The organism is Bacillus sp. cl95 (genome assembly GCF_900115925.1).
Lineage (GTDB): Bacteria > Bacillota > Bacilli > Bacillales > Cytobacillaceae > Neobacillus_A.
Window position 1 is genome coordinate 502,853 of sequence record NZ_FOYF01000001.1, and the last position, 15,106, is coordinate 517,958.

Consider the following 15,106-nt stretch of genomic DNA (forward strand, 5'->3'; position numbering starts at 1 on the left):
GACGTTTATTTTTTATTAAAAATAGATTTTCATTATTCATTTTATTTCTGTTCTCCATTTAATAATGTTTTGTTTCGAATTTTATTGCTTCAACTTTGCTGCAATTGCTTTTTTGGCCACTTCTCTATCGTCAAAATCAATCACTTTATCACCAAAGTCCTGATACGTTTCGTGTCCTTTACCAGCGATCAAGATGACATCACCTGATTTAGCTTCCTTTATGGCACATTCAATTGCTTCAGTTCGATCAGGTATGCTGATATATTTTTCCCCAATCACACCAGCCTCCATATCCTTCAATATGGCCAATGGATCTTCACTGCGAGGATTGTCAGCTGTAAAAATAGCATCTGTTCCGTATTCACAAGCGATTTTCGCCATTAACGGTCGCTTTGTTTTGTCACGATCTCCACCGCAGCCAACGACAACAAAAACGCGTTTCTCTGCAAATTGTTGAATGGTTTTTAGAACATTTTCTAGACTGTCTGGTGTATGGGCATAATCAACGATTACAGAAAAGTCCTGATTTCCCTTAACCAATTCAAATCTACCGGATACTCCTTCAATCTTTTGGATTGTTTCAATAATCCCTTCAATTGGGATACCCGATACCAAACCGGTTGCAATACTGGCAAGAACGTTATAAACGTTGAATTTGCCGGCCATCATAATACTCACTTTATGTTCTTTCCCACTTACTGAAAGCGTAAACTGTGTACCGTTTGCCGTAACAATAATGTCTTTCGCAAGGATATCAGCATCTTGATCGATCCCATAGGTTACAACTTTCGCGGCTGTCATTTCAATATAGGAAGGGGTAGCTGCATCATCTGCATTCAAGATTGCGAATTTGGGGTTAACTGGATTATAGGCATTCCCAAGTTGCGAGAATAATAATCCTTTCGCGTTTTTGTATTCTTCCATCGTGTGATGATAATCAAGATGATCCTGTGATAGATTAGTAAATACCGCAATATCAAAATCTGTCCCGTGTGTTCTCCCAACTACAAGAGCATGCGATGAAACTTCCATTACCGTTGCATCCACTTCTGCATCTACCATCTGTTTGAATGTCTTTTGCAGTGTCAAACTTTCAGGAGTTGTATTTTTTGTCTCGATTATCTCGTCACCAATTTTTGCATACATTGTACCAATTAAGCCTGTTTTACTTCCTGCATCGCGTAAGATGTTTTCTATAAGATGACTGGTTGTTGTTTTTCCATTTGTTCCTGTGATTCCAATCAGATGGAGATTTTGACTCGGCTGACCATAAAAAGCGTCTGCGAGAACAGCCATTGCACGTGTAGTATTTCTCACGACAATGACCGGAATATTTACACTTAAGGGTCTTTCTGCAACTATTGCAGCGGCACCGCTATCGACTGCAGCCTGCGCGAAGTCGTGCCCATCAACTGTGTACCCTTTTATGCAAATAAACAAGCTTCCTTTTTGTACTTTACGATTATCATTTTCAATTGAGATAATTTCAGGGTTAGGTCCCTCAAAAGGGATTATCAAGTGCAGACTCTCTAGTAGCTCATGTAATTTCATTTGTATCAATTCCTCTCATAACTAACATGGCTTATCTATTTTACATGATAAAAGAAGTTAATGCCATTTTGAAAAAACAAATTGAGCGGTGGAATAATTTCCGGCCGCCCAAAGTCCTAGTTCAATTTATTTACTGAAATACAATCTGATGGTTGACCCTTCTTTTATTTTCACTCCTGCCTGCGGTGACTGTCTAACGACGGTATCACCTTCGCCACTGGAGTCGATCTTTAGGTTCACCATCATTTCTGAAAGTTCCTTTTTAGAGAGACCGATTACCTCTGGCACTTCCACCATTGGCACATCATTCCACTTCATTTTCTTTGCAATTTGGTTTTTTCGAGGCTCCACTTTAAGGGCACGCAAACTATCTTCAATAATCTTGCCAACGATTGGGGCAGCTACAACACCACCAAACTGAACAGTACCTTTAGGATTATCTACAGCAGTATAAACAACAATTTGTGGGTCGTCTGCAGGAGCAAATCCAATAAATGATACGATGAAATTATTTTCGAGGTATCGCCCATCTTTTGCTTTTTGGGCAGTCCCTGTCTTTCCTCCCACTCTATATCCTTCGACGAATGCGTTTCCGCCTGTTCCTTGAGCAACAACACTCTCAAGAGCGTTCCGTATTTGCTTTGATGTGTCTTCGGATATAATACGCCTTTTAGCAATTGGTGTGTTTTTCATCACTACTTGTTTGGTTACAGGATCTATTAATTCTTTGGCAATAAACGGTGTATAAAGTGTGCCTCCATTGACTGCAGCCGCAACTGCCGCCACTTGTTGAATCGGAGTAACGGCTACACCTTGACCGAAAGCCGTTGTAGCCAACTCTACAGGTCCTACACGGTTTAAGTTAAATAGAATTCCTTTTGCTTCCCCCTGCAGATCAATGCCGGTTTTTTCACCAAATCCAAAACCTTTAATGTATTTAAAAAGCGTATCTTTACCAAGCCTCTGACCTAATTCAACGAATCCTGGGTTGCAGGAATTTTGGACGACTTCAAGATAAGTTTGGTCGCCATGGCCACCTTTTTTCCAGCATCTAAGTCGCGCTCCACCTACTTCCACTGCACCATGGTCATGGAAGTGCTCACTTGCCAAATTCACTTTGCCTTCTTCAAGAGCAGCCGCCAATGTAATAATCTTAAAAGTAGACCCTGGCTCATATGAACTCCAAACAGGTAAATTTCGATTGTAGACTTCTGGAGCAACATTTCTAAAATTGGCAGGATCAAAACTCGGCCTACTTGACATTGCTAGAATTTCACCCGTATTTGGATTCATCGCAATGGAAATGATGCCGTCAGGTTTATATGTTGCCTCTGCGATATCCAACTCCCGCTCCATGATGGTTTGGATTTTACTATCGACAGTTAGTTTTAAATCAAGACCATCCACAGGCGCCTGATAGTCATCCGCCATGTCATTCATTCGTTCCCCTTTGGCGTTTGCATAAAACTTTACAGAGCCTTTTTCACCGCTTAATTCTTTATCATAATATTTTTCTAACCCCATCAAACCTTGATTATCTATACCGGCAAATCCAAGTACATGCGATAGATAACTGCCGAAAGGATAGTGCCTTTTCGAATCCTCACCGATAAATACCCCTTCAAGTCCGAGAGCACGAATTTCTTTCGCCTTTTCATGAGAAATTTTACGCCCTTCCTTGATCCTGACAATCATCTCTCCTGTAGTTACATACTTAAGAGCCTTTTCTTTCGACATATCTAAAACGGCAGCCAATTTTTCAGCCGTAGCCTCAGGTTCTTTTATTTGCCTAGGAACTACCCAAACAGTCGGCGCACTCATATTTGTGGCAAGAGCCACTCCATTTCTGTCTATTATTTCTCCGCGTTCAGGTTCAAATGGGATATTACGACTCCAAGAACCCTTTGCCCGATCAGTCAACATATCACCAAGGGCGAATTGGACATAACCAAGACGGATATCAATGATTAAAAATATGAGAATGCCTACGAATAATGCAATCGCCAATCGTCTACGTACAGTAACATTAGATACACGCATAAAATGAACGAGCCTCCTTTTTTCAGGTCGTTCATTTATATGCTTGTACTTATTCAGTTAGAACGATGAAGCTAGACAAGTAATACGAGCCTATCAATCCTTTACCTCATCATCTGTGGTTTCCTCTTCACCGTCGTTTTTCTCTTTATTTTCTTCTTTTTTTGTAGCCTCATTTTTCTTGAACTGTTGTTCAGGTGTTTCAAGTTCAACAATCAAATATTCATTTTTGGGCAATTTGCTTCCTATCTGCAAATTTTGCTTTACTACAAATCCTGAACCAAGTGAGTTTAAGTTCAACTCGGCTAGCTGAGCGAATTGCATGACATCCCTTTTCGACCATCCGAACACATCAGGCATGACAGAATCTCCAGCTGTTTGAAGGAAGATTTTCTCCCCTTCTAGAACCTTTGTTCCTGCTGCAGGTAATTGCCCTATAATTTCTGATCCATTACCAAGAACCACTGCCTTATATCCTTTTTTTGCGAGTTCTTGATTAACTGTCTGGACCGGTTTACCTTTGAAATCAGCTAGTACATCTGATGAAGCCTTTTCCATCTTTGCTGGCTGGATGTTTAAATATTGGAGACTACTTTTCATCACCGTATTAAAGATCATGGATACCGGTATGGAACCATCAAAATAGCTCTCAACTTCCGGCTGCTGAACGGCCACATAAACAATCAGCTTTGGATCATCTTTTGGCGCCATTCCTAGGAAAGAAAAGATATAGTTCTTAGGACCAGTCAAGTATTTACCGTCATTGCCTGGAATTTGCGCTGTCCCAGTCTTCCCAGCCACACTGTAACCTTCAATCTTATAACGACTTCCCGTTCCTTTCGGAGATGTGACGACCGTCTCCAAAATATCGCGAACAGTTTTGGCTGTTTCTGCAGATATCGGTGTTGAAACGACCTCTGGTTCTGAATTTGAAACAATTTCTCCAGAATCAGGGTTAACGATTTTTTCAATAACATGTGGTTTCATCATTTTTCCGCCATTGGCAATGGCTGTCGCCGCCTGCACTTGTTGGATTGGAGTGATGGCACTTCCTTGCCCGAAGGCTGTTGTTACTTTTTCGATCGGATAGGTGTATTGAATTTTCCCACTGGTTTCATCCGGTAAATCAATACCAGTTGGTTTATCAAATCCAAATTTGGTCAAATACTCTCGGAACCTTTCAAATCCTAATTTCTCTTTAGCGATTTTTGCAAATGCTACGTTTGACGACCTTTGCACACCCTCAAGATAGGTGATATTCCCCCAACCGACATAATTGTGGTCATGTATGGTTCTGTCCTTATCTGAAATACGGAATGAACCCGACTTGTACCATTCATTAGGATTAAAGACCTTTTCTTGAACAGCTCCTGCAAGCGTAAAAATCTTCATCGTCGATCCCGGCTCAAATGAGTTTTCAATTGCTTCGTTGTGCCAGGTTTTTTCAATCCCTTCCCTTGTTTTAGGATGGAAGGTAGGACGTTGCCCCATCGCCAATATATCCCCTGTCTTCGGGTCTGCTACGATAGCAATTATCTTCTTTGGCTTGTATTCACTATCAACCTTATTAATGGCATCTTCAAGAAAGGTTTGGATTTTCTTATCAAGAGTCAAGTAAACATTGTTTCCGTTTTGAGCAGGGGTGATTTTTTCTTCTTCATCAGGCAATAAATAACCCCATAAATCACTTTGATAGTTTATTTTCCCATTTTTCCCTGACAAAGTATCATTTAGCGTTTTCTCAATTCCTAGCTTTCCCAAAGTTTGAAAGCTGCCATCTTTTTTATTTTCTTTTCTTTCAACGAATCCAATCAAGTGAGAAGAAAAGATCCCATTAGGATAAAATCTTTTTGAATCTCTTATAAAAGTAATTCCCGGAAGCTTTAGATCTTCAATCTTCTTTTTCTTGGCATGGGAGATGTCTCTACCTGCTTTTCCAAATTCCACTTGAAAAAGATCTTTCTTTAAAATTCGATAAATTTCGTTTTCATCCAGATCTAAATACTTCGCTAATTCCCTCGCTGTCATTTCAGGGTCAACTACATGCTTTGGATTATTTTTATTAGTCGTCATTTTCTTGTCCAATATTGCAATAAGTGTGTATGAAGCTGTTTCTTCAGCTATCACTTCACCTTTGCGATCAAGAATGGATCCCCGTTTCGCCTCAACAACACCCTCTTGCATGTATTTTTGTTTCGCTTTTGCTGCAAGTGGCTGGCCACCGGCTTCTCCAGTGATTTGAATTTCTAGAAAACGGTAAATCAAGACAAAAAAGAGCAGGCTGAATATTACAAATAATATCGCTGCTCCTACATTCATATTAGGCTGTTTTTTGATCATTACTCTTGCACAACCTTCACGTTATCTTCATTTAAAACCAAACCAAGTTGTTTGGCTTTTTCCCAGATACGCTCATATGTACTTAATTCGCTTATCTGCTCTTTATAGTCATTATTTATTTTTTCTTGTTCCTTAATGGTTACTTCGGTTTGTTGAATTTCTTTGTTCACTTCGTAAATGTCAGCTTGAGTGGAAATAATTTGAACAGCACCAAAACATACCATCGCTGAAAACATCAGACCAAGTATTTTCTCCCCCGGTGTCAACCAAACTTTTTTCACACTAACCTTTTTTGGCTCTTGTACAGGTTGTTGCTGCTGCTGCTGTTGCTGCAGCTTTCTGGCTAAATTGCTCATTCATTCCCCTCCTGGTTCAATGTTATTTTCTATTTTTTTCCGCAATACGGAGCTTTGCGGAGCGTGCACGATTATTTGCTTCTAGTTCTTCCTCTGATGGGAGGATTGGTTTTCGGTTAACGAGTTTTAATATTGGTTCATATTCCTTCGGGATAATTGGCAAACCATGAGGTAGCGGTGGCGTTTCGCTCGCTTTCTTAAACGTCACCTTACAAATACGATCTTCTAGAGAATGGAACGTGATGACACTAATTCTACCCCCAGGCTTTAAAACTTCAATCGCTTGCTGCAGTGATTTTTCAAAGACAGATAACTCATCATTTACAGCAATTCGGACCGCTTGAAAAATTCTTTTTGCCGGATGTCCGCCTTTTCTTCTTGCAGGTGCAGGAATAGCGTCTTTAATCAGTTCTACTAATTCACCTGTACTCTTAATGGGCTCCAAGTTCCGAGCTGCTTCAATTTTTCTCGCAATTTGCTTCGAAAATTTCTCTTCTCCGTATTGGAAAAATATCCTTACTAAGTCTTCGTATGACCAATGATTGATGACATCGTAAGCTGAAAGTGGGGCATCATGATCCATCCTCATGTCTAAAGGTGCATCATGGTGATAACTAAAGCCTCTTTCAGGGGTATCAAGCTGTGGGGATGAAACCCCAAGGTCATATAGAATTCCATCAACTTGAGTTACACCATGGTTTTCGAGTTCTTCTTTCAAATGTAAGAAATTACTCTTAATGATTGTTAATTGATTACTATACTCTTTAAGCTTTTCCTTTGCATTTGCAATGGCTATTTCATCTTGATCGAAAGCATATAACTTTCCACCTTCGCCAAGCTGCGAAAGAAGATAGGCACTGTGACCTGCTCCCCCCATTGTACAATCCACATAAATACCGTCAGGCTTAATATTTAAGCCATCGACCGTTTCCTTCAAAAGTACTGTTGTATGTTCAAACGTCATGTTAAGCCACCCTTTCCAATCGAAACGAAGCGCTGAAATATTATTCTAATAAAACATTTCCCATTATATATCAAATCCAATCATGTTTTCAGCAACTTCTGCAAAAGATTGTTCTGATTCTGTAAAATAGTCTTCCCAAATCTTTTTACTCCAAATTTCAATTCGATTGGAAACTCCAAGAATGACACATTCTTTTTCTAATTTTGCATATTGCAATAATGGTGTGGGAATATTGATTCTGCCCTGCTTGTCTACTTCACTCTCAGTTGCACCTGAAAAGAAAAACCTTGTAAACGAACGAGCATCTTTTTTTGTAAGTGGTAGTGCTTTGAGCTTTTCCTCGATGATTTTCCATTCTGAAAGAGGATAGCCAAATAAGCACTGATCCAAGCCCCGCGTGATAATGAACATCTCACCAAGGTTGTCACGGAGCTTCGAGGGCACAATTAAACGGCCTTTACTATCAATGTTATGATGGTATTCACCCATGAACATAGCCGCTACCCCCACTTTCTAACTAAAATGTACCACATTCCCCCACTTTCCTCCACATATTTTTGCAAATAATCTTCCAGTACCACTAAATTTTTTGAATTCAAAAAAAACTCCACCAATTTTGGTGAAGTTTTTACCTAAAGTTTAATGAGTTTGTGAGTTCCATCAAAAACGAAATCCAACTCCATTATTCGTGAAACAAAATCGATTCCATACAAGTTTAAATATTGGAAGATATTCCAAACTCTTTCTTGTGGCAACCCATTGGGTCTTAATGCCATATCAATGCGATCGTATTTTTTTAATTCAAAATCATATTTTTGACGTCTGGCTGCATCTACTCTTCCCACCATGAAATCAAGCTGCTTCATTATAAGATTTTCATTTTTCTTTAATAACGGCAAAAGGCTCTTATCCTTTTCAGATAATCTCTGTTCAATTAATTCGTATTGTGTCATCAATGCATTTTTCGCATCATCAAAGTAATGATCGAGTTCCTCATCTTTTACCGAAGAAAAGAACTGATCTTTATATTCTGTGGTGCCCTTCGTGAGGACACTTTGAAGACTGATTCCCAATTCTTGCAAATCTGATTCTATATTTCGATCCATAAAAGTAAGGTTCAATCTGGGAACAATAGGAGGCATCTTGATAGAAAAACGTTCAAAAATCTCCTTCAATTCTGCCCAGTAAGAAATCTCACCAGGACCTGCTATAAAAGCAAGATTAGGGAATAGCCATTCTTGAGTTAAGGGCCGAGTCACCACATTGTTACTCAATTTTTCCGGATTGCACTCTGCAAGCTCCAATAATTGATCCTTCGAAAACACAACCGCCCCATTTTTCCCCACAAATCGTTCTGTTTCTGAATCGAATTCTAATAATATTCTTTCGTTATAGTTAGAGTCATAGTAGAAAAGATTTGCTGCTGATTCCTTTGATTCAATTGCAAGCGGATAATTCGCTTCCTGTACTTTAGTTTGCTGGTTCAATAAGCTTTCAGTAATCATTTTCTGATTCTCTATTTGCTGCTGAAAAATCGTTTTCTCTAGCTTTCTCATTCCGACATTTCCCGAATCAACAATTAAAAGACCTTTTTCTTTAAAGAGTTCCATAATGATCGTCGCAAAAATATCCACAAAAGAATAAGATTGCTCAAGCGCTTGGTCGATAAAATTTATTAATTTTCCTGTATGCTCTGTTTCCCCGAATTCTCTAAAAATATCTTGTATCCATTGTTGGAAACTTGCTTTATCTAGTTGAATATCAGAGACCATCTTCTTTTGAAGAACTTTTTGAGGTATCGTAGATTTTTCAACTTTATCTTCTGCTGGAATGAAAATATGGTTTACCTCAGGAAAATCATGATCTTCACCCGCAATCCAAAACACTGGAATAACAGGTATTCCCAGTTCCTTTTCTTTTTGTTCAGCGAGAGCAACAATTGAAATCACTTTATGTATCGTATATAAAGGACCCGTCAATATACCAGCTTGCTGTCCACCTATTACGACAACACTTTCTGGTTCCTTCAATTTTTCTATTGAAGAATCTACTTGAGGGGCAGTCGGGTACTTTGCCATAAATTCTTGAATATGTGAAGCCAATTCCTGTCTAGGAAATGCTCTCTTCCTCAGCTCAGCGATCCGCTCTTTATATGCTTCCGGTTTATTATATTGGTAATGAAAAAAGGATTGGATATTGGTCGTTTGCTGCAAATAATCGGATGCAAACTGATTGGTTGCTGGCAACGAGAGATTTATCATCTCCATTTATGTACTTCCTTTCTGGCATTTCAAATTTATTCATTTTTGAGTATAGCACTTTCATGGCCCATTTTAAAAAACTTTGCCTAAAACATCCATACCTAAGTATTATCCCGCGAACAACACGGCTCGTTTTATCATCCCATAGATTAATAAACTGAAATAGGCTGTAAAAAACAACAAGAAATTAAACCTCCAAAAACCCTTAAAAAGCAGACTGAATATAACTTCCCCTTTTGTCTTCCAGTGGATAATGGCGAAGACAATACCAATAAAGGACATACATAATATGATAAACCATAGCAATGATTTTCCAAAGATTGTTATGATCAGGAAATGAACAGCTATGATAAATAGCAAGGTACTATAATCAAATGCACGCTGTACAGATTTCCGATGATTTTTAGTTAACGTTTTGAAAAAGACAAAAAGTAAGATATAGCCAAGGAATGGAATCGAAATAAAAGTTGCGAGTATGTTCGAAATTACCCCTCCCAAGGTAACCCCTCCTCTTCCATCGACTCCATCCCTTTTACTGCAAAATATAATCCCCTTACAAGAGAAGCTTTTACATCATTTTCCTTCGCCATGTCGATTAAATATCCTAGGATAGCCTCCACCTCTGTCTTCCGGGCAGCCTCCAAGTCTTTTAACATGGATGATCGATTTTGAGCAGTATTTTTACAAATGGAAACGATTTTTTCCAAGCAACCATCTTCTTCATTCAAATTAAGGATATTTGCAATTTCTGAATATAATTCTTTAAGTAATTTGTAATAATAGGGATTTTCCACTAGTAAACCATTCTCTACTCGAAGAACGGCAGTTAATGGGTTTATGACTGCATTTATAACTAATTTTGCCTGAAGCATTTGAAAGTAATCGGCTTCCACAACAAATGGAAAATTCGAGGGAGCTCCTTTTACGAATGAACGAAGTAACGATTCATCTCCCCGATAGACGGCCACCCTTGTTAACGCCTTTCCATTGTGTTGTACAGAGTGACCATTTTCCTTATAAGCACCATGCTCTACCGATCCGAGAAAAATGTTATCAGCGATGGCATCCTTTAGAAATTTTATGTGCCCCATGCCATTTTGCAAGAACAACAGACTCTTTGCACCGACAGAATTAATTGTATTTATAACCTTAGGCAGTTGATGTTGCTTCACAGTTATAATGGTGAGTTCTTCATTACCACTCCACATATGTATAGGTGCCACATTTACTTCTTTACTGAAGCATTCATCCGATTCTTTTAAAGCTAGCCCTTTGGAACGTATGTCTTCACTTTGACGGTCACTTCTTGTGTAAACAGTAACTTCATATGTATCACTTAAATAAGCTGCAAATAATAGTCCGATAGAACCAGCACCAATTATACCAATCCTCATTGTTATCCCCTCAATTACGGTCACTTTAATACATATTTTAACAGAAAGAACCTTATTCTTGAAAGTTTCATTCAATTATTTAAGTAAGGCTCATTACTAAAAGATTGTTGTTTTTAAGTCTTTGAAAGTAAACCTAGTAGTTGATTGAAGCGGAAGGTGCGAGACTCCTCGAAATTCCTCAATGATGCTATCGCATCATTTCGTGTGATGTATATTCAAGGATGCTTTCCTTGTGCTATCGCATTTCCTTCGTGCGTGGGTTCTTTCAAGGAAGCCATTCAATGTCCTGTGGGAGCAGCGGGACAGGTGAGACCCCGCAGGCGTGAATGCGCCGAGGAGGATTACCGCCCACCCAAGACGAATTTGCCCATGGAAAAGGGCTTTTTCATAATTCGTCCCACGGAAAGTGTGCATCCTGGAGCGGAAATCAACCACTTTTATAAAATAGCAACAAAGTTTACGCCAACAGCCTTAAATAGAGAGAAATTCCTAGTCTTCGATTAACTTTCCCTTGTAACTCGCTTTGATAAAAAATAGAAACCCCTTTCGATCATAGACCGAAAGGGGGGAATTTTCTTATACAGGATACACTGGATGTTTCCTATGGCTGAATGCTAATTCTTTTGTATCATAATAGGAAAATCTTTGAATTAATGTTTGACGCAACTCTGATGGAGCTACAATTTCATCAACGATTAATTCAGAAGCAAGCTTATAGATATCAATACTCTCTTTATATTCCTGCTGCTTCTCTTGAACGAAAGCTAGTTTCTCTTTAGGATCTTCTATTTCATTGATTTTATTAGAATAAACGGCATTAACTGCTGCTTCAGGACCCATAACCGCAATCTGTGCAGTTGGTAAGGCAATACAGCAATCTGGTTCAAAAGCTGGACCCGCCATCGCATAAAGACCAGCACCATATGCTTTTCTAACAACAACAGAAATTTTCGGAACAGTTGCAGAACTCATCGCTGCAATCAACTTTGCACCATGACGGATAATTCCTGCACGTTCAACCTTTGTACCGATCATGAATCCTGGTACATCAGCGAGGAATAGTAATGGAATATGGAAAGCATCACAAAGTGTAATAAACTTAGCAGCTTTATCTGCAGAATCTACAAAAAGGACTCCGCCTTTCACTTTCGGCTGATTTGCAATGATCCCAACTACTTTGCCATCCATTCTAGCAAATCCGGTAATAAGCTCTGGTGCAAACAATTTCTTCATTTCAAAGAATGAACCATTATCAATCAAAGAATCGATGCACTCATACATATCAAAAGGTGCATTTTGATTTTTAGGAATGATCGCTTCAAGTTCTCTGCCATCTTTAGGTGACAATGCTTCACCTTTTTTAGGCTTTTCTTGATAATTGGCTGGAAAGTATCCGATATACTTTTTCGCTGACTCAATCGCTTCCTCTTCGCTATAAGCAAGGACATCACCGCATCCACTCACAGAACAATGCATGCGAGCTCCGCCCATTTCCTCAAGCGTTACTTTTTCACCAATAACTTTTTCTGCCATCCTTGGTGACCCTAAGTACATGGAAGCATTTTGATCTACCATGATGACAATGTCACAAAACGCTGGTATATAAGCTCCACCTGCAGCGGAAGGTCCAAAAAGAATACATACTTGAGGTATCATCCCTGAAAGCTTTACTTGATTATAAAAGATCTTTCCAGCACCACGACGATTAGGGAACATATCAAGTTGATCTGTAATCCTTGCACCAGCAGAGTCTACTAAATAGAATAATGGCACTCGTAGTTTTTCCGCCACTTCCTGAATACGGATGATTTTTTCAACTGTACGAGCACCCCATGATCCTGCCTTAATTGTAGAGTCATTCGCCATTACACATACTGTTTGACCGTTAACCTTTCCAATCGCTGTTACGACACCGTCAGCAGGAAGGTCACCCGCCATATAGTTGGCGAATTTTCCATCTTCTTCATATTTACCATCATCAAACAATAGATTTAGTCGATCACGAACAAAAAGCTTGTTCTGAGCTTTTAATTTTTCATGATATTTCGGATGCCCACCAGCATCAATCTTTTGTCTTTTCTCCGCTAGAGTTTCATTTCCAGGTTTCACTGTAGACAATTTCATCCCTCCATCCACTTTCATTAGTACTAAAAACTTGGCTCTGTTAACCTTGCCTGTTGATTTCCGCTCCAGTCGCTTGCTTTCCTGTACGAATTAGCAAATTCGTCTTGGGGGCGTTCGCCGAGCCTCCTCGTCGCTAGCGCTCCTGTGGGGTCTCGCCTGTAACGCTAATCCCCTAGGACATTGATGATCTTCCCCGAAAAATCCCACGCACGAAGAAAAGGCGGTAGCCTTTTCGAGGAGTCAAGCGCCTTCCCCTCCAATCAACATAGTGCAGAAAATCAACAATGTACTTTAACATAGCCAAAATTTAAAACGGAAATCGATTTATTCGATAACTAGAAGTACGTCGCCTTCGTTAACGAAATCGCCAATATTAACTTTCAATTCCTTTACAGTTCCATCAGTCGTGCTTTCAACAGGGATTTCCATTTTCATTGATTCAAGCATTAAAACTTCTTGACCACTGTTTACTGAATCTCCGTTTGCAACAAAAATATTTAAAACCGTACCTGCCATAGATGATGTAATTTCTTTCATTATTAAGTCCTCCAAATATTATGATTTAGTTGTTAGTCTCTCATTAAGGAATGAAGTGGTGTACAAACCATTCTGAAAATCCTCATCTTCAAGAAGAGAAAGGAACAAAGGTACATTTGTCTTAATACCTTCAATTTTCAAATCCTTGAAAAAGTCATCAGCCAAGTTCAATGCTTCTTTTCTTGTTGGAGCATGAAAAATGCACTTTGATATCATTGGGTCATAGAAAGGTGAAACAGTCCCGCCTTCATCATATCCGTTATCAATTCTAATACCTTCACCTTGTTTATATGAAAATACATTTATTTTCCCTGGAGAAGGCATGAATTTAACAGGATCCTCCGCATAAAGTCGGAACTCAATCGCGTGACCTGTCGAATCAAGTTCTGATTGCAGAAGCGGTAGTTTTTCTCCTCGTGCTACTAGGATTTGCCATTTCACTAAGTCAAGCCCGCTTATTTGTTCAGTGACCGGATGTTCCACTTGCAGTCTTGTGTTCATTTCTAAGAAATAGAAATTTTCTTCTTCATCGACAATGAACTCAATAGTCCCTGCATTAAAATAATTTACGGCTTTAGCAGCAAGAATCGCTGTTTCAAACATTTTCTGGCGCGTTTTGTCCGATAAAAATGGTGAAGGAGATTCTTCAATGACTTTCTGATGCCTTCTTTGAATCGAACAATCTCTTTCAAAAAGATGGACAATATTACCGTGCTTATCGCCAAAAACTTGTACTTCGACATGACGAGCATTTGCAATATACTTTTCAATAAAGACTTCTTCAGACCCAAAATATGCTTTCGCTCTAGCTTTTGTCGAATCAAAAGACTTAGCGAGCGCTTGCTCATTTTCACAGCGCACCATTCCGATGCCTCCGCCTCCGCCACTAGCTTTCAGCATTACCGGATATCCCATCGATTCTGCAATTTCACATGCTTCCTCAAGGGATAAAACACCATCTTCGGTACCAGGTACTACTGGCACACCTGCTGCCAACATTGTCCTGCGAGAAACAATTTTGTCTCCCATCATTTCAATGGTTTCAGGAGCAGGACCAATAAAAGTAATTCCTTCTTGTTCTATTAGTTTTGCAAAATTATAATTTTCAGAAAGAAATCCATAGCCTGGATGAATTCCATCGACATTTTCATTTTTAGCAACTTCCAAAATGGCATCTGCCCGTAAGTAGGATTTCATGACTGGGGCTTCACCAATTCGCACCGACTTGGTAGCTGCTTTAACAAAAGGCATGTCATGATCTGCATCGGAATAAATGGCAACCGTTTCAATTCCCATCTCATTGCAAGTCTTAATAATCCTTAATGCTATTTCTCCCCTATTGGCAACTAATATTTTTTGCAATTTTCTTCCCCTTCCTCAGCCACATTTTATCGCTCACTTATTATGTTTCTACATCATTCACGAAATTTCCTGCAAATTTTGAAAACGCTTCCGAGTTTTCTATGCAGAATTTTTTGTTTTTTTGTTATATAATGAAAACAATATTGTTAGAATATATTCTTTTTTCATGTTATTCAAAGT

12 protein-coding genes are annotated in these 15,106 nt (G+C 39.1%); all 12 read right to left on the bottom strand.

Annotated elements, in window-relative coordinates:
- Window positions 1-81 precede the first annotated feature (81 nt).
- The 12 genes from BMZ31_RS02495 to BMZ31_RS02550 all read right to left on the bottom strand — a co-directional run bounded on the left by BMZ31_RS02495 (window position 82) and on the right by BMZ31_RS02550 (window position 14,926).
- Window positions 82-1,551, bottom strand: coding sequence for a UDP-N-acetylmuramoyl-L-alanyl-D-glutamate--2,6-diaminopimelate ligase (locus BMZ31_RS02495; RefSeq protein ID WP_090830143.1), 1,470 nt, complete (start codon window positions 1,549-1,551; stop codon window positions 82-84).
- Between the two features lie 126 nt (window positions 1,552-1,677).
- Window positions 1,678-3,591 carry a stage V sporulation protein D gene (locus tag BMZ31_RS02500; protein ID WP_090830144.1) on the bottom strand — a complete coding sequence of 638 codons (1,914 nt, stop codon included), beginning with the start codon at window positions 3,589-3,591 and terminating at the stop codon, window positions 1,678-1,680.
- A gap of 93 nt (window positions 3,592-3,684) precedes the next feature.
- Window positions 3,685-5,928 (bottom strand): penicillin-binding protein, encoded by a 2,244-nt coding sequence (locus BMZ31_RS02505; RefSeq protein WP_090830145.1) that lies wholly within the window; start codon window positions 5,926-5,928, stop codon window positions 3,685-3,687.
- Complete coding sequence (gene ftsL, locus BMZ31_RS02510) at window positions 5,928-6,284, bottom strand: cell division protein FtsL (RefSeq protein ID WP_090830146.1); 357 nt, start codon at window positions 6,282-6,284, stop codon at window positions 5,928-5,930. The genes BMZ31_RS02505 and ftsL overlap by 1 nt, the downstream gene beginning before the upstream one ends.
- 22 nt (window positions 6,285-6,306) lie before the next feature.
- Window positions 6,307-7,248: a 16S rRNA (cytosine(1402)-N(4))-methyltransferase RsmH gene (gene rsmH / locus BMZ31_RS02515; RefSeq protein WP_090830147.1), complete on the bottom strand. Its 942-nt coding sequence runs from the start codon at window positions 7,246-7,248 to the stop codon at window positions 6,307-6,309.
- A gap of 63 nt (window positions 7,249-7,311) precedes the next feature.
- Window positions 7,312-7,743, bottom strand: a complete 432-nt coding sequence (gene mraZ, locus BMZ31_RS02520) for a division/cell wall cluster transcriptional repressor MraZ (RefSeq protein WP_090830148.1) — start codon at window positions 7,741-7,743, stop codon at window positions 7,312-7,314.
- Between the two features lie 137 nt (window positions 7,744-7,880).
- Complete coding sequence (gene bshC / locus BMZ31_RS02525; RefSeq protein ID WP_090830149.1) at window positions 7,881-9,515, bottom strand: bacillithiol biosynthesis cysteine-adding enzyme BshC; 1,635 nt, start codon at window positions 9,513-9,515, stop codon at window positions 7,881-7,883.
- Window positions 9,516-9,617: 102 nt separating this feature from the next.
- On the bottom strand, window positions 9,618-10,007 hold the full coding sequence (locus tag BMZ31_RS02530; RefSeq protein WP_090830150.1) for a DUF3397 domain-containing protein: 390 nt from the start codon (window positions 10,005-10,007) through the stop codon (window positions 9,618-9,620).
- Window positions 9,995-10,903, bottom strand: coding sequence for a 2-dehydropantoate 2-reductase (locus BMZ31_RS02535; RefSeq protein ID WP_090830151.1), 909 nt, complete (start codon window positions 10,901-10,903; stop codon window positions 9,995-9,997). The genes BMZ31_RS02530 and BMZ31_RS02535 overlap by 13 nt, the downstream gene beginning before the upstream one ends.
- Before the next feature lie 576 nt (window positions 10,904-11,479).
- Window positions 11,480-13,021, bottom strand: a complete 1,542-nt coding sequence (locus BMZ31_RS02540; RefSeq protein ID WP_090830152.1) for an acyl-CoA carboxylase subunit beta — start codon at window positions 13,019-13,021, stop codon at window positions 11,480-11,482.
- Between the two features lie 330 nt (window positions 13,022-13,351).
- Window positions 13,352-13,564, bottom strand: a complete 213-nt coding sequence (locus tag BMZ31_RS02545; protein ID WP_090830153.1) for an acetyl-CoA carboxylase biotin carboxyl carrier protein subunit — start codon at window positions 13,562-13,564, stop codon at window positions 13,352-13,354.
- An 18-nt stretch (window positions 13,565-13,582) separates the two neighbouring features.
- Complete coding sequence (locus BMZ31_RS02550) at window positions 13,583-14,926, bottom strand: acetyl-CoA carboxylase biotin carboxylase subunit (RefSeq protein WP_090830154.1); 1,344 nt, start codon at window positions 14,924-14,926, stop codon at window positions 13,583-13,585.
- Window positions 14,927-15,106: the final 180 nt, after the last annotated feature.

Coding starts and splice junctions, on each gene's coding strand:
- rsmH (WP_090830147.1), bottom strand. CDS start 7,248: ATGACGTTTGAACATACAACAGTACTTTTGAAGGAAACGGTCGATGGC.
- BMZ31_RS02495 (WP_090830143.1), bottom strand. CDS start 1,551: ATGAAATTACATGAGCTACTAGAGAGTCTGCACTTGATAATCCCTTTT.
- mraZ (WP_090830148.1), bottom strand. CDS start 7,743: ATGTTCATGGGTGAATACCATCATAACATTGATAGTAAAGGCCGTTTA.
- BMZ31_RS02505 (WP_090830145.1), bottom strand. CDS start 5,928: ATGATCAAAAAACAGCCTAATATGAATGTAGGAGCAGCGATATTATTT.
- bshC (WP_090830149.1), bottom strand. CDS start 9,515: ATGGAGATGATAAATCTCTCGTTGCCAGCAACCAATCAGTTTGCATCC.
- ftsL (WP_090830146.1), bottom strand. CDS start 6,284: ATGAGCAATTTAGCCAGAAAGCTGCAGCAACAGCAGCAGCAGCAACAA.
- BMZ31_RS02535 (WP_090830151.1), bottom strand. CDS start 10,903: ATGAGGATTGGTATAATTGGTGCTGGTTCTATCGGACTATTATTTGCA.
- BMZ31_RS02500 (WP_090830144.1), bottom strand. CDS start 3,591: ATGCGTGTATCTAATGTTACTGTACGTAGACGATTGGCGATTGCATTA.
- BMZ31_RS02545 (WP_090830153.1), bottom strand. CDS start 13,564: ATGAAAGAAATTACATCATCTATGGCAGGTACGGTTTTAAATATTTTT.